The organism is Aeromonas sp. 603757, assembly GCF_049171255.1.
Classification (GTDB): domain Bacteria; phylum Pseudomonadota; class Gammaproteobacteria; order Enterobacterales; family Aeromonadaceae; genus Aeromonas; species Aeromonas veronii_A.
In genome coordinates, this window is sequence record NZ_JAAKOE010000001.1 from 229,365 (window position 1) to 249,003 (window position 19,639).

Annotated in this window: 17 protein-coding genes and 2 other RNA genes; 15 read left to right on the plus strand and 4 right to left on the minus strand. The window is 55.8% G+C overall.

Features of this window, described 5'->3' with window-relative positions:
* Nucleotides 1-46: 46 nt before the first annotated feature.
* The 7 genes from mmsB (at nt 47) to G5332_RS00975 (ending at nt 6,797) form a co-directional block, all read left to right on the plus strand.
* Complete coding sequence (gene mmsB, locus G5332_RS00945) at nt 47-949, plus strand: 3-hydroxyisobutyrate dehydrogenase (RefSeq protein ID WP_201953309.1); 903 nt, start codon at nt 47-49, stop codon at nt 947-949.
* Between the two features lie 51 nt (nt 950-1,000).
* A complete protein-coding gene (locus G5332_RS00950) occupies nt 1,001-1,780 on the plus strand; it encodes an SDR family oxidoreductase (RefSeq protein WP_421172157.1) in 780 nt (259 codons plus the stop codon).
* 358 nt (nt 1,781-2,138) lie between these two features.
* On the plus strand, nt 2,139-3,575 hold the full coding sequence (arcD, locus tag G5332_RS00955) for an arginine-ornithine antiporter (RefSeq protein WP_005336921.1): 1,437 nt from the start codon (nt 2,139-2,141) through the stop codon (nt 3,573-3,575).
* Between the two features lie 105 nt (nt 3,576-3,680).
* A complete protein-coding gene (locus G5332_RS00960) occupies nt 3,681-4,469 on the plus strand; it encodes a sulfite exporter TauE/SafE family protein (RefSeq protein WP_421172156.1) in 789 nt (262 codons plus the stop codon).
* A gap of 102 nt (nt 4,470-4,571) precedes the next feature.
* Nucleotides 4,572-4,668, plus strand: an RNA gene (gene ffs, locus G5332_RS00965) — signal recognition particle sRNA small type.
* Nucleotides 4,669-4,765: 97 nt separating this feature from the next.
* On the plus strand, nt 4,766-5,926 hold the full coding sequence (locus G5332_RS00970) for a site-specific integrase (RefSeq protein ID WP_331484719.1): 1,161 nt from the start codon (nt 4,766-4,768) through the stop codon (nt 5,924-5,926).
* 172 nt (nt 5,927-6,098) lie between these two features.
* Nucleotides 6,099-6,797, plus strand: coding sequence for a toll/interleukin-1 receptor domain-containing protein (locus tag G5332_RS00975; protein ID WP_167556551.1), 699 nt, complete (start codon nt 6,099-6,101; stop codon nt 6,795-6,797).
* A gap of 103 nt (nt 6,798-6,900) precedes the next feature.
* On the opposite strand, the gene G5332_RS00980 is transcribed toward G5332_RS00975, so the two are convergent.
* Complete coding sequence (locus G5332_RS00980; protein ID WP_274437383.1) at nt 6,901-7,995, minus strand: tetratricopeptide repeat protein; 1,095 nt, start codon at nt 7,993-7,995, stop codon at nt 6,901-6,903.
* A gap of 858 nt (nt 7,996-8,853) precedes the next feature.
* Here G5332_RS00980 and G5332_RS00985 point away from each other — a divergent pair.
* Both G5332_RS00985 and G5332_RS00990 read left to right on the plus strand, forming a co-directional pair.
* The gene (locus G5332_RS00985; RefSeq protein WP_421311033.1) at nt 8,854-9,495 is read left to right on the plus strand and encodes a recombinase family protein; all 642 of its coding nucleotides are present in this window, start codon (nt 8,854-8,856) and stop codon (nt 9,493-9,495) included.
* Nucleotides 9,496-9,902: 407 nt separating this feature from the next.
* Nucleotides 9,903-10,418: a hypothetical protein gene (locus G5332_RS00990; protein WP_182963760.1), complete on the plus strand. Its 516-nt coding sequence runs from the start codon at nt 9,903-9,905 to the stop codon at nt 10,416-10,418.
* A gap of 381 nt (nt 10,419-10,799) precedes the next feature.
* On the opposite strand, the gene G5332_RS00995 is transcribed toward G5332_RS00990, so the two are convergent.
* A complete protein-coding gene (locus G5332_RS00995; RefSeq protein WP_421259072.1) occupies nt 10,800-11,069 on the minus strand; it encodes a hypothetical protein in 270 nt (89 codons plus the stop codon).
* A 346-nt stretch (nt 11,070-11,415) separates the two neighbouring features.
* Between G5332_RS00995 and ffs (G5332_RS01000) the strand changes: the two genes are divergently transcribed.
* An RNA gene (gene ffs / locus G5332_RS01000) (signal recognition particle sRNA small type) lies at nt 11,416-11,509 on the plus strand.
* 317 nt (nt 11,510-11,826) lie between these two features.
* Here the strand turns inward: ffs (G5332_RS01000) and G5332_RS01005 are convergent.
* Nucleotides 11,827-13,653 (minus strand): ATP-binding protein, encoded by a 1,827-nt coding sequence (locus tag G5332_RS01005; protein WP_216977570.1) that lies wholly within the window; start codon nt 13,651-13,653, stop codon nt 11,827-11,829.
* Nucleotides 13,654-13,661: 8 nt separating this feature from the next.
* Nucleotides 13,662-14,153 (minus strand): molybdopterin-dependent oxidoreductase, encoded by a 492-nt coding sequence (locus G5332_RS01010; RefSeq protein ID WP_005351410.1) that lies wholly within the window; start codon nt 14,151-14,153, stop codon nt 13,662-13,664.
* A gap of 338 nt (nt 14,154-14,491) precedes the next feature.
* Here G5332_RS01010 and G5332_RS01015 point away from each other — a divergent pair, with 338 nt between their 5' ends.
* From G5332_RS01015 to G5332_RS01035, 5 genes are read left to right on the plus strand one after another with little or no spacing between them, the layout of a single operon-like run.
* Complete coding sequence (locus G5332_RS01015) at nt 14,492-14,842, plus strand: STAS domain-containing protein (protein WP_005333409.1); 351 nt, start codon at nt 14,492-14,494, stop codon at nt 14,840-14,842.
* Nucleotides 14,839-15,255, plus strand: a complete 417-nt coding sequence (locus G5332_RS01020) for a hypothetical protein (protein WP_421311034.1) — start codon at nt 14,839-14,841, stop codon at nt 15,253-15,255. Before G5332_RS01015 ends, G5332_RS01020 begins: the two co-directional genes overlap by 4 nt.
* An 18-nt stretch (nt 15,256-15,273) precedes the next feature.
* The gene (locus G5332_RS01025) at nt 15,274-17,379 is read left to right on the plus strand and encodes an SLBB domain-containing protein (RefSeq protein ID WP_005360128.1); all 2,106 of its coding nucleotides are present in this window, start codon (nt 15,274-15,276) and stop codon (nt 17,377-17,379) included.
* A 1-nt stretch (nt 17,380) separates the two neighbouring features.
* A complete protein-coding gene (locus tag G5332_RS01030) occupies nt 17,381-18,049 on the plus strand; it encodes a tyrosine-protein kinase family protein (protein ID WP_005360129.1) in 669 nt (222 codons plus the stop codon).
* A gap of 23 nt (nt 18,050-18,072) precedes the next feature.
* Entirely contained in the window at nt 18,073-19,563 is a 1,491-nt protein-coding gene (locus tag G5332_RS01035) for a SpoIIE family protein phosphatase (RefSeq protein WP_421293531.1), read from the plus strand.
* Nucleotides 19,564-19,639: the final 76 nt, after the last annotated feature.

Here is a 19,639-nt window from a genome sequence, read left to right on the forward strand (position 1 = left end):
TGGCAACCGGCGCACGCCGCCATCAGCAACGCAAGGAGCAAGCGGGATGACAAGGATAGGGTTTATCGGGCTCGGCAACATGGGGGGGCCCATGGCGGCCAATCTGGCCAGGGCCGGGCACAGGGTGCAGGTGTTTGATCTGGTTGCCCAAAACATTGAGCGCGCTATCGCCGCTGGCTGCATCGCCGCGGGGGATGCCCGTGAGGCGGTGACCGGCTGCGAGGTGGTGATCAGCATGCTACCTGCGGGGGAGCATGTGCGCGACCTTTGGTTGTCTGAGGGGCAGGATCTGCTGGCAGCCCTGCCGGTTGGTGCACTGGTGATCGACTGCTCCACCATAGATGTCGACTCTGCCCGTCAGGTCGGGGAGGCGGCCCGCGCACGCGGTTTGCGCTTTATTGATGCCCCCGTATCGGGCGGTGTCGCCGGTGCGGCCGCCGGGACGCTCACCTTTATCGTTGGCGGCGATAGGGCGGATTTCGAGTCGGCAAAACCTCTGCTCGCCTGCATGGGGCAGAACCTGTTTCACGCCGGGGCGCTGGGTGCCGGGCAGATCGCCAAGATGTGCAACAACATGCTGCTTGCGATCCATATGGCGGGTACCGCCGAGGCGCTGGCCCTCGGGGTGAAGGAGGGACTGGATCCCGCCGTGCTCTCCACCATCATGGGCAAGAGCTCCGGCAACAACTGGAGTCTGGAGCGCTACAACCCCTGGCCCGGGGTGATGGAGAATGTCCCTGCCGCCCGCAACTATCAGGGGGGCTTTATGACCCGTCTGATGGTGAAAGATTTGGGGCTGGCCATGGCGCTGGCCGAGCATGGCCACAGCGCTGTGCCGATGGGGGCGCTCGCCCGTAACCTGTTCAACCTGCATGCTGCTCAGGGGCAGGGGAGCCGTGATTTCTCCAGCATCGTCGAACTCTATCTGGATAAACAGGATCCCGCCTGACGGGCCACCTCTCTTCAAGGCATCTCCCTTCGACCGCTACAAGGAGCATTGATGGATATCAAAGATAAGGTCATCGTTATTACCGGCGCTGGACGTGGCTTGGGACGGGCCATTGCGCTGGCCCTGGGCGCACAGGGGGCGACGCTGGCGCTGCTCGACATCAATCGCGCCGATCTGGAGGCGACCGCAGCCCTGGTGCGCAGTCAGAATGATCAGTGCGATCAAGATAGCCAGTGCGAGCTGTTTGTCTGCAATGTGGCGAGCGAAGCCGAGGTTGAGTCGGTTTTTGCTGGCATCAAGGAGCGTTTTGGCGTGCTGCACGGTCTTATCAACTGCGCCGGCATTTTACGCGATGGCATGCTGATCAAGGTGAAAGAGGGTGAGCTGGTGGAGAAGATGACGCTGGCCCAGTGGCAGAGCGTGATTGACGTCAACCTCACAGGTACCTTCCTCTGCGGTCGCGAGGGAGCGGCGCTGATGGCGCAAGGGGGGCAGGGGGGCGTCATCATCAACATCTCCTCCATCGCCCGCGCTGGCAATATTGGCCAGAGCAACTATGCCGCCAGCAAGGCGGGGGTTGCCTCGCTGGTGGTGACCTGGGCGCGGGAGTTGGCGCGCCATGGCATTCGGGTGATGGGGATTGCCCCCGGGGTGTTTGCCACCGACATGACGGCGGCGATGAAGCCGGAGGCGATGGCGCGGATGCGGCAGGCCATTCCGGTCGGCACCCTTGGCGAGGCGCAACAGCTGGCCGAGACGGTGAGCTTTATTTTTGCCAACGACTATCTGTCGGGAAGGATGATAGAACTGGATGGCGGTTTGCGTTTATAGGGATTTACATAATGGGCCCCGGTGTTTCCACCGGGGCTTTTTTATGCAGATTATTTATACAGAGAGTGCCTGAATGGCGATGCATAGGAACCATGCGAGTCAGGTTGTGTTGGCAGAAAAATGAGAAATATCAATGGGTCTTGGTTAATTTGAGCCAGCTCACAGGCCATATGGGTCAGTGCTGTAAAATTGCGCGCGGTCAAGGCGGTGCATGATTGACGGGACGAGGGATTGCGGTCGGAATAGTCATGCAATATAGTTGCCGCCTTTTTCACGGGGTCAGGATTCCCAGCCCCTCCCATATTGCGCGCAGTATGAATACGGACGCTCTGCCGCCGCCTAAATAAACAGGATTGAAATGGACAAGAAACTAGGGCTGGGCGCCCTCATTTCGCTGGTGATCGGCTCCATGGTCGGCGCCGGGGTCTTCAGTCTGCCACAAAACATTGCTGCGCATGCCAGTGCCGGGGCGGTCGCCCTGGGTTGGGCCATCACCGGTCTTGGCATGATCTGTCTCGCGCTAGTCTATCAGAACCTCTCCATGCGCCGCCCCGATCTCGATGGCGGTATCTTCAGCTATGCCAAAGCCGGTTTCGGCGATTTCATCGGTTTCAACGCCGCTTGGGGTTACTGGCTCTGCCAACTGCTGGCCAACGTCTCTTACGCCATCGTGGTGTTCAGCGCCCTGAGCTACTTCTTCGATACGCCGGACAACGTCATCTTCGGTGACGGCAATACGCCGGTGGCCATCACGCTGGCCTCCATCCTGATCTGGTCGGTGCATGCGCTGGTGCTGCGCGGGGTACAGGTTGCTGCGCTGGTGAATATCGTCACCACCATCGCCAAGATGGTGCCGCTCATCGTCTTCTGTGTTGCGATCCTGCTGGCCTTCAACATGGATACCTTCACTCTGGATATCTGGGGCCAGAACAACATGGAGCTGGGCTCCGTGATGGATCAAGTCAAGTCCACCATGAAGGTGACCCTCTGGGTCTTTATCGGGATTGAAGGGGCCGTGGTGGTCTCTGCCCGTGCCCGTCATCGCAAGGATGTGGGCCGTGCCACCGTGCTGGCGCTGCTCGGCGCCCTGACACTCTATGTGATGGTGACCCTGTTCTCGCTGGGTGTCATGAGCCAGCCGCAACTGGCGGCGCTCAAGAACCCCTCTACCGCCATGATCCTCGAAGCCGTGGTCGGCCCCTGGGGTGCCTGGCTTATCAATATCGGTCTGGTTGTATCGGTGATGGGAGCCTTGCTGAGCTGGACAGTGCTGGCCGCTGAAGTACCTTACATCGCAGGCAAAACAGGCGTGTTCCCGGGCTGGTTTGCCAAGGAGAACAAGAACGGCTCGCCGCAGGTGTCCCTCTGGTGCTCTACCTGTCTGGTGCAGATCTTCCTGATCATCATCTACTTCCAGAGCAGCACCTATCTGGCGCTGGTCAACATCGCCACCTCGGCGGCGCTGGTGCCTTACGTCTTTTCGGGCGCTTATGGCCTGAAGCTGGCATTGAAAGGGGAGACCTATCAGGGTCAACCTCATCAGCGCAAGCGTGACCTGCTGCTGGCCCTGGTGGCGACGGTTTACGGCTGCTGGCTGGTCTACGCTGCCGGTGTGGAGTACCTGTTGCTGGTGGCGCTGCTCTATAGTCCGGGCATCTTCATCTACTGGAAGGCACGTCAGCATCACGGTTTGCGCGGCCTTAACCGGTTGGAGCAGGGGATGACGGCGGCCCTGCTCGGCTGTGCCGTGCTGGCCTTCTACAAGGTGATGGACGGTACCATTCCACTGCACTAACCGGCACAATGAAGAGATGGCCCTCGCGCCATCTCTTTTTTTTCATGCAGATATCCACTGTTGCCCGGCCGTGTTGGCCAGTTTTTGTTTAACACAGGAATTTTTATGCTGTTTATGGGTTACCTCCTGCTGGGCGCCTTTGCCGGTATGCTGGCGGGACTGTTCGGGATCGGCGGCGGTCTTATCATTGTCCCCGTGCTGGTCATGACCTTTCGCGCCCAGGGCATCGACCCTGAAATCATTACCCATCTGGCCCTCGGCACCTCGTTGCCCACCATGATCTTTACCGGATTCAGCTCGCTGCGGGCCCACCGGGAGGCGGGCGCCGTCGACTGGGTGATAATCCGCAGATTGGGGGCTGGTATGTTGGTTGGTGCCTGGCTCGGTGGTATGACGGCCAATCTGCTTAGCACCAGCACCCTCAATATCATCATCGGTTGTTTCGCCTGGAGCATGGCGCTGCAGATGGGGCTCAACCTTAAACCCAAAGCGGAACGCCATATGCCGGGTCCGCTCGGCACAGGCATCGCCGGTACCATCATTGGCTGGATGTCAGCCCTGTTTGGTATTGGCGGTGGCTCGCTCACGGTCCCTTATCTGAGCTGGAACTCGGTGCCAATGCGCAATGCGGTAGCAGCCTCTGCAGCCTGCAGCATGCCCATCGCGCTGGCGGGGAGCCTCAGCTACCTCTATGCGGGTTGGGGTCATGCCGATCTGCCCGAGTGGAGTGTGGGCTACATCTATCTGCCCGCCCTGCTGGGCATTGTGCTGACCAGTACCCAGTTCGCACGCATTGGCGCCAAGCTGGCACACCGCCTGTCACCCACACGCCTCAAGCAGGCCTTTGCCCTGCTGATGCTGCTGGTGGGGGCGAAATTTATGCTGTTTAGCTGATTCATTCGGCAGATTGTTGAAAAATAAGGCAAACGATCTGTTGGAGGGTAGAAAGCCGTTGCATTGAACGCCCAGTTTGCCTATTCTCCTCGCCGGTGGTCCTATTGGTCCTCTCGCATTGATAACCCGTCGACCTGGTCAGGACCGGAAGGTAGCAGCCAAGGCGGGGGACTCGAGTGCCGGGATGTGGCTGGTAGGGCCACCACTTGTTTTTGTAAATCAATAAGTTACAGCTAATAGCCCCCTTAAGACCTCTTGGTAATCCACTTTATGTGGATGAATCAGGAGTCTTCTCTGTGAATCTCTGGCTCAGTCCTCAAGGTATCTGGTACTACCGCAAGGTGACAGTGCTCCCCTGTGGTCGCCGCAAAGACATCAAGAAATCTCTCCGTACTCGAGACAAGCTGGTCGCTCGTGAACAGGTGGCTAAGATGCTTGCCTGTGCGCGTTCTCGGGTAAAACCAGAGGCTGTCCAGTCAGAACCTCAGCCAAACTACCTGCCAGAGCCTCAGCAGCTACCGCAACAGACACTCTCAGCGGCCAATCCTGCCCCTAAGGCTGTCTCTGCGACTCTTTCTGCCATTTCATCCCCTGCACTCTCAGAACTCAGTGAGCGTTATCTGAAAGAGAAGGCCCTATCCTGGGCACCAAAAGAGCTCAGTAACCAGAAGAACTACATTGGCTACTTCATCAAAGTGCTGGGAGATAGATCTCCAACCGCGTACAGCAAGGCCGATGTGGTCAAGTTCAAAGACGAATTGCTGAACTCAGGCAAGAGTCCGACGACTATCAACAAGTATCTCCAGAAGCTCTCTTTGCTGTTCGTCTGGCTGGGTAATCACCACGAGGGTATCGTGAATCACTTCGCTGGGCTCAAGTTACAACGGGTCAAAGAGGTCAATGTTCGCAGTGGGTACACATCTGCGGAGAAACAGCGGTTGATCCAGTGGGCGAAGCAGCAGGATCCATACCGCAAGTGGATAACGTTGCTCGGTCTGTATACCGGAGCGAGAGCCAATGAGATCTGCCAGTTGTACGTGGACGATGTGCAGCAGGTCGACAAGGTGTGGTGCCTGAACATCAGAGACAACCGCCCAGACCAGAAGCTCAAGACGGCCAACAGTGCCCGCCTGATCCCTATTCACTCCTCGCTGATTGCCGGTGGCTTTATCGACTTTGTGCAGGAAAGGGCAGGGGGACGGTTGTTCCCTGAGCTACCGCATCGACAAGACGGTTACAGCCATCTTTGGGGGCAGTGGTTCAGTCGTCATCGTCCTGTAGACAAAGACTTCCACAGCCTGCGGCATACCGTGGCAACAGCGTTGAAGGATCATGGAGTGCCGTTACAGTATGCGGCGGCGATCTTGGGGCATACCAATGGTGCCATCAGTTACGACAGGTACGGTGGTGGAGTAGCCGTCGAGAAGTTACAAGCTTCCATTGAACAGGCTCTATGAACAATTTCACAAAACACTATTAACTCCTGAATCAATTGAGGTGAAGCCCCATTTGGGTTATAAACGTGGTTTAGTAGAAAACAACGCTGATGATTCTAGGTTATTGAAATCTAGGCAATTACTAGCATTGAAGCTAAACAACGTAATCCAACTTGATAGGGAGAATTGCAAAATGGCTAGATGTACAGCTCCAGTACGTGGACATAGGTCAGCTGCCGCAGCAGCAGATTGCCCCGCATGTGGTGGCCGTTATGGAGGATACAGTGGCTACACTGACTACATTCCTTATACCATCCCGTCATTTCCCTCATCGGGTAGTAGCAGTAGGTCTGGTAGTAGCGGGTCTAACAGCACAAAACCGCGCTGGTCGCGAGCTAGCTCACCTGTGGTGTACACGTATGCCCAAGTACAGTCACTTACACCAATCCGTGAGACTGTTGAAGCTCGAGCAGTCCAACAGCCTGACCTTCGTGATGTATTTCTGTGCCATGCATGGGATGACCGACAAGGAGTCGCCAAAGAGCTGCACGACTTACTTGAGGCTGCAGGTGTCAAAGTCTGGTTCAGTGAGAAGGACCTTGCCTTGGGCGTTCCTATGATGCGTGCTATCGACAAGGGGTTGGCAAATTCACGAATTGGGCTTGTGTTGGTTACCCCTGCACTGCTGAAGAGGCTTCCCAATGAGGGCGTTGCAGATAAGGAGCTTTCGGCTCTCTTGGCGAGTAACCAGCTAGTCCCAATAGTGCATAACACAACGTATGACGCCCTCCGTAATGTCAGCCCCTTGCTTGCCTCACGAAGCGGTTTGGATACTGGAGAGGATACAATGTCAATTGTTGCGCAAAAAATAGCTGAGTTGGTCGCTGTTTAGCTCGGAAATCCTACAGGTTATCAATACGGACGCGATTGTTAATAAATACTCGTTTCAATCCACCGATAGTAGGGAACCCTTTAGTTTGCACCAGTCGAAGTGGTCACTGCTTTGGCTGGTACTTCTCAAAATACTGACCAGCTAGTGTCTGTGCATCTGATAATACCGTTGGGCTCAACTCCTTGGCTGCGTTGTTCCGAAATGCAACAGCTGCGGAGTATCCATTAGCTGCAGCCACGGAATACCATACATACGACATTTTGTAATCCTGTGGCAGACCATCTCCACGTTCATACATAACTCCGAGGTTGTTTTGAGCTGTTGGATTTCCTTGTTCTGCCGCCTTACGGAACCAAATCGAAGCGAGTTTGTAATCTTGAGGTAACCCACCGTTCCCACTAAGGTACATTTCCCCAAGTTTGAGCTGTGCATCAACGAACCCCTGCTCTGCTGCCTTGCGAAACCAATCAACAGCCTGCTTATAGTATTTTCCTTCGATGCACCACAGCCCGAGTACATACTGTGCGTCGGCAACCCCTTTAGATGCTGCTTTCTGGAACCAAACCCCAGCCTGCTTGTAGTCCTGTGGGACCCCTCTACCTTCGTAGTACAGCCAACCGAGATAATACTGTGCGCGAGCAACTTCTTTCACTGCTGCCTTGTGGAGAAAAGTTTGAGCCTGTTTATAATCCTGTATGACCCCTTTACCTTCAAAGAACAATAACCCGAGACCAAACTGTCCGCCAGCGGAGTCCTGTGCTACTGCTTTCCGAAACCAAACCTCAGCCTGTTTATAGTCCTGCGCAACTCCTTTACCGTTGTAGTACAGCCAGCCAAGAGCTAGCTGCGCATTGGCATCTCCCTGCTCCGCAGCTCTACGGTACCAAAACTCGGCCTGCTTATAATCCTCTGCTATCCCCCCGAGACCGAGCTCGAAAAGTTGTCCAAGGTTGTATTGTTTATTCGCATCTCCCTGTTCCGCTGCAATTCGGAACCAGCTCACAGCTTGTTTATAATCCTGTGCAACTCCTTTACCGTCGTAGTACAACCAGCCAAGAGCTACCTGTGCATCGGCATCTCCCTGCTCTGCTGCTTGTTTAACCTCTGCACTTGGTGTGTTTTCCCAGTCTTTTGCTTGGGCTGTAGTTTCACCAAAACAGAGCCCAGCCAAGAGCAACGCTAATGCTGCTTTTTTCATCCCTGAAATCTCCATCCCTAGTGTGAGTAGTCCCTGGCACTGTATGGCATGTGCAGATGGAATTACAGATCGGGTGGGGCCCCTGGTGACTGGTGGGTACCTGTGGGGGGCAAAAATAGCTAAAAATGTGAATCTACTTATAAGGATGAAGCGTCATCCCCAGTTCCCCCCGTGCCCCCCCCTCTGTTCAACATCCTGCTACTATCTGCCGCCATCCTATCCGTCCTGTCCCTAGAGCTGGCCGCCAGTCCTATACGTAGGGCAGGGCAAGCAATGGGGAGAGTTGGGCATTGTTCCCAAAGCGTGTTAGCGAGTCTTTTGGCTCTGTTCTGCAACCCAGGGTGGGATTTGAATGACAGCCTCTAACTTCATGTGAACGTGTTTTTATGAATTCTGGAGCAGTTCATGCCATTGTCACCGAACCGCCAACATTCATGCATCCCCTGAAATTTTTGCAAAAATTGGCACCAATACGTTTCGGGAAGAGCACCGAGATCTGCCCTAGGCTGTCCTCGCTCATTCAGGCACTGCTGCTGTCCCACAGTCCTAACAACGGTAGCCCTGAGTCTAATCGGCTGCCTCTCTGCTGTTGCCTTGCCGTTGTCCTGCTGGCACTCACTCACCGGTCCCCCTTCATCTTCTGCCTGTCCTTCTGTCCACCTTGGTGCCTTGTCGGCGCTGGTCTCACGCATGTATCAATGGGGTATACATCAACGATACATAGTTTATGTGCCCCAATAAGTGATAAAAAAATCATTGACCCTACTTCAATGAGACAACTATAGTGAGCCTACTTGATTGAGACATGACTGATGAATGATCGGCACTGACATTACGACTGAGAGACAAGGAGAAAAGATGTTTGTGAGGGCATACCTGCGGGCCAGTACACAAGAACAAGATGCACAACGGGCACGTCAGACACTTGCAGACTTTGCCCAAGAGCGAGGCCATACAGTAGCAGCGTGGTATGCGGAGAACGTATCTGGCGCACACTTGGAGCGTCCCGAGTTGACCCGTCTGCTGGCTGACGCTCAACCTGGAGATGTCTTGCTGCTGGAGCAAGTGGATCGCCTGAGTCGTCTAGTTGAATCCGAATGGCAGCAACTCAAACGAGCCGTTGAAGATGCTGGGGTGCGTATAGTCGCTTTGGATCTACCCACCTCTTGGGGAGCTATGGACAAGGGACAGGTTGGAGCCGCAGACATGACTCATAGGATCCTTGGGGCGGTGAACCTGATGATGCTTGAACTTCTTGCTGCCTTTGCTCGGAAAGACTATGAGGATCGCAGAAGGCGACAAGCTGAAGGCATTGCCAAGGCTAAGGAGGCGGGCAAGTACAGGGGAAGCACAGCTGATGTTGCCAAGCACAAAGTCATGGTTGACCTCAGGCGCAATGGCGTGTCAGTGGGGGACATTGTGGAGATGACTGGTATGTCACGAGCTACCGTCATGCGAGTGCTGAAGAAGGCGCGAGAGAGCGGGGAACTATCCGAGTAACCTATAGACATCAAGAGGAGTCAGGTTCCTCTCGCTCTGCTTCCTCATTCAATCTTCCACCATGAGTTGACCACTACACGCACCAAACGATCTCTGAGCAATCGCATAACTGGCCTATGGGGTAGCTTAGGTGCTGGCCATGGATAATCACAGAGGATCATTGAGATGGCTTCCTGTCGATGCCTCTATCCACTGGCAGCCTATCACCTGTCCGATGCTTGGCTGATTTGAATAAACCCTGACCATAGGAGAGAACAAATCTATCGACCCTCTTTCTTACCGCCCCTGTTTTTGGACAGCCTGCCAGCTTGTCCTCGTGATCCTTCCTTTGTAAAATTGCCTTCCAATAAACCCTGACCAATGGAGAACAGCCCATGAGATAAACCAACCAAACCAGAGAAAACTGAATGACCGAACTGACTAATTCCATCGCTACCCCTAAGCGTGGCCGTCCAGTATTTACCCACGATAATCGCTTTGTCCGCCAATGGCTTTACCGCTATAGCACTTCTCTCCCGTTGGAAGATGGGTTGCTGCTACCTTTTAAAGTCCCGTCTATCTACGAGTTGCCAAGCTGGTGCAATGATGTGATTGTTGGAGCTGCAAGGTTGAACAATTCCGAGAAGTACACAGGAAAACCATTAAATACAACACTCATCATCAAGCTACTCATGGCTTTCCCCACGCTGACCAATGCCAATGTGAAGGCGTTCCTCGAGTCTCGAATGGCAGACACTGTCAGCAAGCAATACGTGAGTCAGCTAGCTAATGCTGCTATTAGTGCGAGTAAATCAATCGACTACTACCTTGCTAAGCTAGAACTTGGGGAACAAATCGGAAGGGGGCCAACTGGAAATAGTCTGACATTATTTAGTAATCCGTCAGATCACTCCTCGGTCTGGTCGGAGTGTCAGGCAGCATAGGCTTGAGTTTACAGGGATAGTCTGAACCCATCGATCTTGGTCTGGGATGATTATCAAAAAAGTATTATCTACCAGACCTTCTATCAGATCTGACATCGTTTGCTCATTGGGAATGAATGCCTGCTCTGGCTAGTGATGATTACCAATAAAGACTATCCCAATAATCTTATCTATAAGATACCTATCAGCCCCCCCCCTCAAACTCGGTGATCTCCATACTTTGGGGATCTCCCCATTCCTGCTGGAATAGAGGGAGGTCTAATGAAGACCAGATCTGTACAAGCTGGGGAAATGCCAAGTTGGTCTAAGCTGGAACGAGTTTTTCTGGCAGTTTATTGAACAGTATTTGTTTGGAATGCAGGTGTCTCTAAGAATGGTAAGTTATTCACAGTAACTGCTGACATCAGCAACACTAGATTCATAATCAGAATGTGCACTTTGCGCATTACTCATCTCATACGAACAGTCATTTTCAAGATCCAGATTTGTTGCGCATGAATGTAATGAGCTCGCTGCTGTTGCAAGAACGTCTGCCGCACTCTCAGCCTCTTCTCTTGCTTGAATGCACTCTTCTGAATCTTCAGATGCGGCAGCAATAGGCAATCCAAACACGACAAGAAGGGAAAATAAGCTAGCACTTAAAATACGCATAAAAGTCTCCGATTCACTATGGAGCTTATTATGCTGAAAGGTCTCTCATCGTTACTTGATCCTCTTCACAACATCCCTTAGATACCAGAGCCAAAGGCCAACTACTGGATTTCCAGTGAGCTTCTATTACCCGCTTTTCTTTCACCTGTGGCGCTGTTTTACGTTGGCTTACTACGTCTGTTCTTCATTGGCTTGAAGCATTAGGGGAGGGCAGTTATCATGGGCTCCTCAATTGCCCCTATAGCTACTCCACTTCATGTGGATTACTTTGGTCGGGTTAGTTGTTACATCTTGATTTTAGAAATCTTGTTGATGGCAATCAGTTCCATCCCCAAGTGCCTGATTTATTTGGGCTCGCATTGATAACCCGTCGACCTGGTCAGGACCGGAAGGTAGCAGCCAAGGCGGGGGACTCGAGTGCCGGGATGTGGCTGGTAGGGCCACCACTTGTTTCTATAATTCAATAAGTTAGCTTCCTAAAGCCCTTGGTCATCCACTTTGTGTGGACGACGAGGAGCTCATCGATGAATCTCTGGCTCAGTCCCCACGGCATCTGGTATTACCGAAAAGTCACCACGCTCCCCTGTGGTCGCCGCAAAGAGATCAAAAAATCCCTGCATACCCGAGACAAGCTTTGGGCACGCAAAAAGGTGGCCAAGCTGTTTGCTTGTATGCGTTTCAGACCCAAGCCCATGCAGTTGCCTGCAGACGACAATGTGGCCCCAGATGAGCAATCAGTAGTCCGGAATCCGCGGTTTTATTGCTTGGTGACACGCATGGCTGCGTTGTATTTAAGCCGACCATGGGAAATATGTCTGTTTATCTCGCTTAGCAGCGTCTCTTTATTGATGGGCTTGGTGATATACCCGTTCATGCCATGGGAAAGATAGTATTGCTTGGATTCCGGCATCGCATCCGCCGTCAGGGCGATGATAGGAATATCTGCCCAAGGCATTTGGGAGGTGCGGATCCGGGTGGTGGCCACCAGACCATCCATCACTGGCATCTGGACATCCATCAACACCAGATCAAATTCGGTGTGACCCAGTTTCTCCAGCGCCTCTTCTCCCTGAACGGCCAGTGTGACCTGATGGCCCACGGAGTCGAGCATGGCGCCGATCACCTTGCGGTTGGTGGCATTGTCATCAACCAGCAAGATGCGATAGCTCTCCTGATCCAGCGGCTTGGACGGCAGGCAAACAATCGAGGGGATCGTGGCTCTGGCGGGCCAGATGTAGGTAAAAGTACTGCCATGTCCCTCGCTGCTCTCTACCGAGATATCGCCGCCCATCAGACGTGCGAGGTTACGGGATATTTCAAGTCCCAGGCCAGATCCGCCATATTGGCGGGTGATCGAGACATCCGCCTGGGCGAAACGTTGAAACAGGTTCTTTAGCTGACTTTTGCTCATGCCGATCCCGGTGTCCTGGATCGAGATGCGTATCGAGTGGCGATCCTGCTCCAACAGGGTGCTATCAACATGGATCTTTACTTCCCCCTGATGGGTGAACTTGATGGCATTGCTCACCAGGTTGAAGAGGATCTGGCGCACCCTCAGCGGGTCGATCATCAACCACTCCGGCGTATCGGGGGCAACAGCCAGGGTCAGCTTGATCCCTTTTGCATCGCAGTTGCTCTGCATCAGGGCCCGGATATCCTCCAGCAGCTGGGGCAAGTGATGGGGGGCCAGTTGCAGCTCGATCTTGCCCTCTTCCAGCTTGGATACATCCAGAATGTCGTTGAGCAGACCGAGCAGATGGTTTGCCGATTCGCGCGCCGTCTCCAGATAGTCTCGCTCCCTCGGATCCATATCCCGGTCGGCCAGCAGTGAGAGCATGCCGAGAATGCCATTCATGGGGGTGCGAATTTCATGGCTCATGTTGGCCAAAAAGCTGCTTTTGGCTCTTGTGCCTGCCTCTGCCGCCTGATTTGCCCGCAGCAGTTTGTCATTGAGCTGCTGCATCAGTTTGTGCTGCAGAAACGAGATATTCATTTGCCGCCAGATCAGCAGGGCGAGCACAAAGAGCAGCGCAAACTGCAGGGTCGCGATGAGTGTCGTCGTGATGATCTGCTCCCTCACGCTGTCGCGACGCGCCACATCAAACAGGGTCGCCTGCTGGTTCACCTCCAGAGTCAGCTGATGGAGCAGGGGGAGCAGGGAGGCAAGCTGTTGGCGCAGCTCCTGATGGGCTAGATTGTCGAGCGGCTTGGTGGCTTCCGGGCCGAGCCAGATATCCGCCAGAGAGATGTAGGATCGAATGGCTTTGCTTGCCTGCTGGTAGATCTCTGTTTGCTGAAGCAGGCTGCGATCCTTGCTCTCCAGCACCAGATCCATGCGGCTGACCAGAATATCGTATCTGAGCTGGAAGGTCGGTTGCGACTCATGGAGCAGCGAGCTTTGAAAACGCAGCGCTTCGTTATAGAGCTGGAAATAGTTCCACATCACGTTGTCTTCGCCCTGGCTGGTACTGCGCTGCAGATCCTGAAATTGCCGGTACTGGATGGTACCAATACCGGCAAAGGCAAGGAGCAGCACGCAGAGCACCACAAACAAGAAACGTTGACTGGCCGCCATGGAACGCATGATGGGATTTACTCCACTTTTATCGCACTGATCTGCCAGATAGCCCGACCGTAATAGAGCTTGTTTTGCAGTTCGGGATATTGATCAAACGGATAGACAAGGAACAGCGGCCCTTTGTCGCGCACCGACAGTGGCTTGCCATTGATCGTGCGGGCGAGGATGACCCGATACTGCTCGGCATCGCTTGTCGGCACCTGTACCGAGTAGTCATTGAGCGCGGTAATGGTGAGCTGTTTGCCGGTAGCCCCGACCTTGGCCAATACATCTTGCAGCAGCGGGCCGCGAAAAGTCTTGGCTTCGTCATACCAGGGGGTATGGGTTTTGATTTCGTGTACCGGCAGTTGATCCAGCATGGCGCTGTCCCACAGAGCCAGAGCCTGATGAGTGGGGCTGCTGATGGCGCCTTCAACCTTCAACACGGCGCTGTCAGGGGAGGGGGCTGCGTATGCGGTGCCGCAAAGGGCTGCCAGCAGCGGTGCGATGTAAAGGCCTGCTTTCATGATCTCTCCTTCCTGGAAAATGGCGGCATGGGTGCCGGGCCAACGGTGGCTTGTGAGCTGTGTCTAAGGGCAAGCAATAATCGGGCCCGGTGTAATGGGCTTGAATTATCAGTCATTTAGCCTCTTATCGGGCGATCTCGGCCCAGGTGAATTGCAGTTTGCAACGTGCGGGGGAGGTTAATTGCAATTTGGCAATCAAAACGAGGCGTGGGTGTCGGCGAATAAGGCGCAAAGAGTATCATTTGGAGAACAAGAGCCGTGGCACTGCCCGGCATAACATTTGCAACGTGCTGAATGCCGTGACAGCAAATAGTCTGAGAATCGACAAGGAGCTAGCGATGGAAAGCATGACTTACACCCTTAATGATATCCAGGTAGTGGTACTGGAAAACGAGTTTGACGCGATGGCCGTCAGTGAGCTCCGCCCGTTGTTTGAAACCCTCTCGACCCACCCGGGAGATATCCTGGCCGATATCAGCGATGTTCATTTTATCGACTCATCGGGGATCGGAGCCTTGGTATTTCTCTATAAAAGATTGATTATGAACGGGCATCAGATGGCCCTTGTCTGCGGACCCGGTCAACCCCATGACCTGCTGGAGATGCTGCATATCGACCGGGTGATCCCCTGCCATGAGAGCATCAAGGCCTATATGCGTTCCCGTGGCATGATGGCCGCTGCATCATGAAACGCTTTGGTATCCTGCTCTCGTCCATTCTGCTGTCGGGTTGTGTGCAGTGGCCGCCACAGGGGTATGGCGGCATGGCCGAGGCAAGACCCACCCGTATTCCGGTCAATGAGGATGAACGGCGGGTCTGGTCTCGTTATGATGAGCGTCAGAAGGAACTCGACTTGCAGCTGATGGAATTAAAGCAAGCGAGTCTGCAGGGGTGTATGCCTGCCGAGTTGAAACGACTACAATCTCAACGTATTGATATCGAACGGGATATGCACGGACGGCTCTGGTCGGATGTAGCCTGGCGTCAGACCGTGTTGGCACAATCACTACAACAAGTACGTTTGCGGCTGCAACAGACAACAGCGGATGGCTGTCGTGCTGATTGGTCAGGGCTCCCCTTACGCCAATGGGGGCAGACGTAACAGACGAAAAGGATGTCTATGAAACGGGGCGCTCTCGAAGGATTGATCTGTGTTCTCTTGCTGTTGTTCACCTGCCCGTTACTGGCCTCCACCTTGTTGGCTCCCGGTGATCGGCTGGCCATAGTGCAACCCGGTGAGCCTGCTTTTGATCAGCCTTTCCAGATCAACAAGCAGGGGGAGATTGCACTGCCTGAAGTTGGCAACGTCGTGGTGGGGGGGAAGACCCTGCAACAGGCGGATGAACTGATCCGCACCGCCCTCAAACCTGTTTACAACAACCTCTCTCAATTGACCGTCACCTTGCTGGAGAAGCGGCTGCTGATCAGCGTGATGGGCTATGTCAAAAAACCCGGCAGTTATGATCTGGCGCCCGATGGCAACGTGCAGATGGCCCTCGATGCTGCTGGCGGTCTGGTGCCCGGTGCCCAGCTCAACAATATGCAGGTACGGCGCGGCAGCACGGTCTCGAGCTTTGACTACAAGCGTTATCTCGATACCGGCGATGCCAGCGTGTTGCCGCCATTGCAATCCCTTGATGTGGTGTTCGTGCCAGCATCCCCTTTGATCGGCAACGTGCAGATTGATTTTGATGCGGCAACCCTGGCGGCAGGCGGGGATGGCGATACCGGCAAGGCGATCAAGGTGTTTGGCGAGGTCAACAGCCCCGGCGCCTTCAGTTTCAAGAGTGGCAACTCCATCGTGGATCTGCTGATGCGAGCCGGTGGGGTGACCCGCTTTGCCGGGGTGGAGCGGATCCGGGTGATCAATGGTGATGCCCCCGAGCTGTTCGATCTCAAAGCCTATCTCGACTCCGGCAACAACAAGCTGCTCCCTAATCTGGCGCCGGGCGCCACCATCTTCGTGCCCAAGGATGAAGAGCAGATAAAACGGGGGGCACGCACCATCTACATCATGGGCGAGGTGTTCAAACCCGGCGCCTATGAGGGGCGGGAAGGGGACTCCTTCCTCGATATTCTGGCCAATGCCGGCGGCCCGACCCGCTATGCCGAGAGTCGCCAGATCCGTTTGCTGCGCACCGATGGCACGATCGAACCCATCGACTTGCAGGCCTATACCGAAGGGATGCAAAAGGCGCTGCCCCAAGTCAAACCCGGTGATGCCATCTTTGTGCCGGAAAAAACCGATATCAACGAGAAGTCCTGGTTGAAAGTGGCACCCGGGCGGGCGGTGATGGTGATGGGGGCGGTGCGGATCCCGGGCCGTTATGAATGGTCTGACGAAATGTCGCTGCTGGATCTGATTGCCCACGCCGGAGGGCCCAACGAGCGGGCCGATATCGCCAAGGTGCAGATCCTGACCGCCGAAGGGGGGCAGGCCACGCCAACCCTGTTTGATCTCGACAAGTTCCTTCATCAGGGCGGGGCGCTGGCCAGCCTGCCGAAGATCCGGGCCGGATTCACCATCATGATCCCCGAGCTGCCCACCGATCCCAGTGATAACAAGTCCCAGTGGGTGCGCCAGTCACCGGACAGTTCCATCTATATCTTCGGTCAGGTCGGGGCCCCCGGTCGCTATGCCTTCAATGAGCAGATGGGCTTTATCGACATCCTGTCGGCCGCCGATGGCCCGACTGCGGCGGCGGATCTGCGCAATGTGCGCATCGCCCATCGCAGTGGCAGCACTGCGCGGGTCAGCAAGCTCGATCTTGCCCTCTACTTTGAAACCGGCGATGAAACCTTGCTGCCCAAGGTGCTGCCCGGCGACTCCATCTATCTGCCGGAGAAGAATCGCCCCTGGCTCGATGAGCCGAAGGAGAACACCATTCGGGTGCTGGGAGCGATCGCCCGCCCGGGTCGCTACCGTTTTGACTCCTCCATGACCCTGCTGGATCTGCTGGCAGAGGCAGGGGGTCCGACCAGCAGCGCCTATATCAAGAAGATTGTGGTGATCAACATGGCTACCAGTGGTCAGGGGGATCAGGCCCGCAGCTTCGATCTCGACGGCTTTGCCAAAGAACCCGACTTTAGCCAGTTGCCGGTGCTGCGTGCAGGGGACACCGTCTTTATCCCTGATAGCAAAAGCAGCAACTGGGCCATCTTCATGGATGGCATGCGCGACATCCTGACCACGATCTCGGTGGTGGCCCTGGTCGGGACGCTTTGATATGAGCATCCCCATTCAATATCTGGAGCTCGAATCCCTCTACGCGGCGACGGTCGCCCGGGGGATCCGCTCATTGGCGGTCACCTCGTCGGAAGGGGGAGAAGGGGTGAGCTCTATCTGCGATGCGCTGGCAAGGCGCTCGGAAGCGGATGGGCTGCGCACCCTGCTGGTGGATCTCAATCTCTATCATCCCGGCCGCGCCACGGCGGTTGCCTGGGGGCCCAATGATGTGCCCGAGCCGGTGGCCACTGGCCGCTCCTTGTCCCTGCTCCCGGCGCCGGGCAAGGATCTGATGGCTTTTCGTAACAAGGATACCTTGCGTCAGCTGCTGGTTCGCTGGCTGGAGCATTACGACGTGGTGATCTTCGACACTTCGCCGCTCACCGCCCTCAATCGGGGCAATATTCCGGCCGATCAGGTGTGTGGGGCCTGTGAAGGGGCACTGCTGGTGGTGCTGGCGGGAGTGACGCCGACGACCGTGGTACAAAGTGCGGTGGATAAACTGACCCGTGCCGAGGCCAATCTGATTGGCGCTGTCTATAACGACAAGCTCAACCCGGGGCTGGCCAGCGAGATCCTGCGCGAACTCAACCGGCTGCCCAGCAACCGGGTGACCGAATGGCTCAAGCGCTGGTGCCGGCGCAGTGCCTTGCTCAATTTCCGGATCTGATCGCCCGCTGATGGAGGCCCGATATGGATGACTGGTTGCGATCTGCTCCGGCAACCCTGCAGTCGGTGCGCGAACTGCGCAACCGGCTGGCGCAGGGACTCTCCCTGTTTCAGGTCTCCCCAAAGGATCAAGCCAACTGGCTGCTCTGTTTCAGTGAGCTGGCGACCAATAGCGTCAAACACACAGCTCCTCCCGCGACCCGGCTCTGGCTCACGCTAAAAGAGGATGAAACGGGCTTGAGTCTGATACTGGAGGATGATGGCGGCCCGCAACCCGGTCTTGCCAGTGCGCCGTTACCCGATGAGCTGCAGGAGGGGGGATACGGGCTGGCGCTGGTGCACCAGCTGTTTGCCGAGGTGCACTTCTCTCGCGACGGTGAGCGCAATCGCGTGACCCTTCGCCAGCAGGGCCCGGTCAACCAACTGCCGGTGATCGCGGTGATCGATGATGACAAGGTGATGCGTGCCCTGCTCACCGCCTATCTCCATGAGCACTACCGGGTTGAAAGTTATGCCGACTCCCATGCCGCCCTGCTGGCGCTCGGGAAGCAGCCCCCCGCGCTGGTGCTCTCCGATATCGAGATGGAGGGGATCGATGGCTTTGGGCTGCGCCAGCAGTTGATGAAGGATCCCAAGATGAAGGGGGTGCCCTTTATCTTCCTGACCGGTCATCAGGATCAGTGGACCCAGAGTCGGGCGGGGGCGTTGGGGATCGATGACTTTCTGGTCAAACCCATCACCAAGCAGGACCTGTTGCTGGCGGTTTCGCGGGTGCTGCAACGCTCGCAGCAGCTCAAGTCGCAATGGGGCGAGCAGCTGGATCAGCGCATGACCTCGGCGCTGCGCCCGTTATTGCCTGCCACCTCCATAGGGGGATACCAGCTGGCGTTGCAAACCCGCGCGGCCACCGTGGGGGGCGGGGACTTTCTGCTGGTCAAGGATCGGGTGCTGTGGCTCGGGGATGTGATGGGCCACGATGCGGAAGCCAAGTTCTTTGCCCATGCCTATGCCGGTTATCTGCGCGGTTTGCTGACGGCGCACGATCTGGAGCGCGCCCCCGCCCGTTTGCTGACCATCTTGTCCAATGCGGTTCACAGTGATCCGCTCCTCGGGGCTACCCTGCTCACCACCCTCTGTATTGAGCTCGGCAACGAGGGGCGGGTGCAGTGGGCCAGCGCGGGCCACCCGGCGCCCTGGCTGGTCGGGCCCGGCACCATCCGTCAGGTCGGCGTGACCGGCCCCTTGCCCGGTTTGCGCCCGGATCCCCACTTCGTGACCAATGAGCGTCAGCTCAAGCCTGGCGAGATCCTGCTGTTCTGGACCGACGGCCTGCTCGATAGCCGTGATGCCGCAGAGCGCCAGCGCTGGGAGTCGCAGCTAAAAGAGATCTGCCTGACTTCGGGGCCCGGTCTTGAACAGCTGGCTCATCGCATCGCCCGCTGGTTTGATGAGCGCATCAATGATGCCGCCCTCGATGACATGACCCTCCTGCTGGTCGCCTGTCCCGGCGCCTGATCCTGCCCCTCTTTGCCTGACTGGCCCACTCTATGCAGCGCCTCATTTAAGGTGGCATGGAGCCACGGAAGGAGGT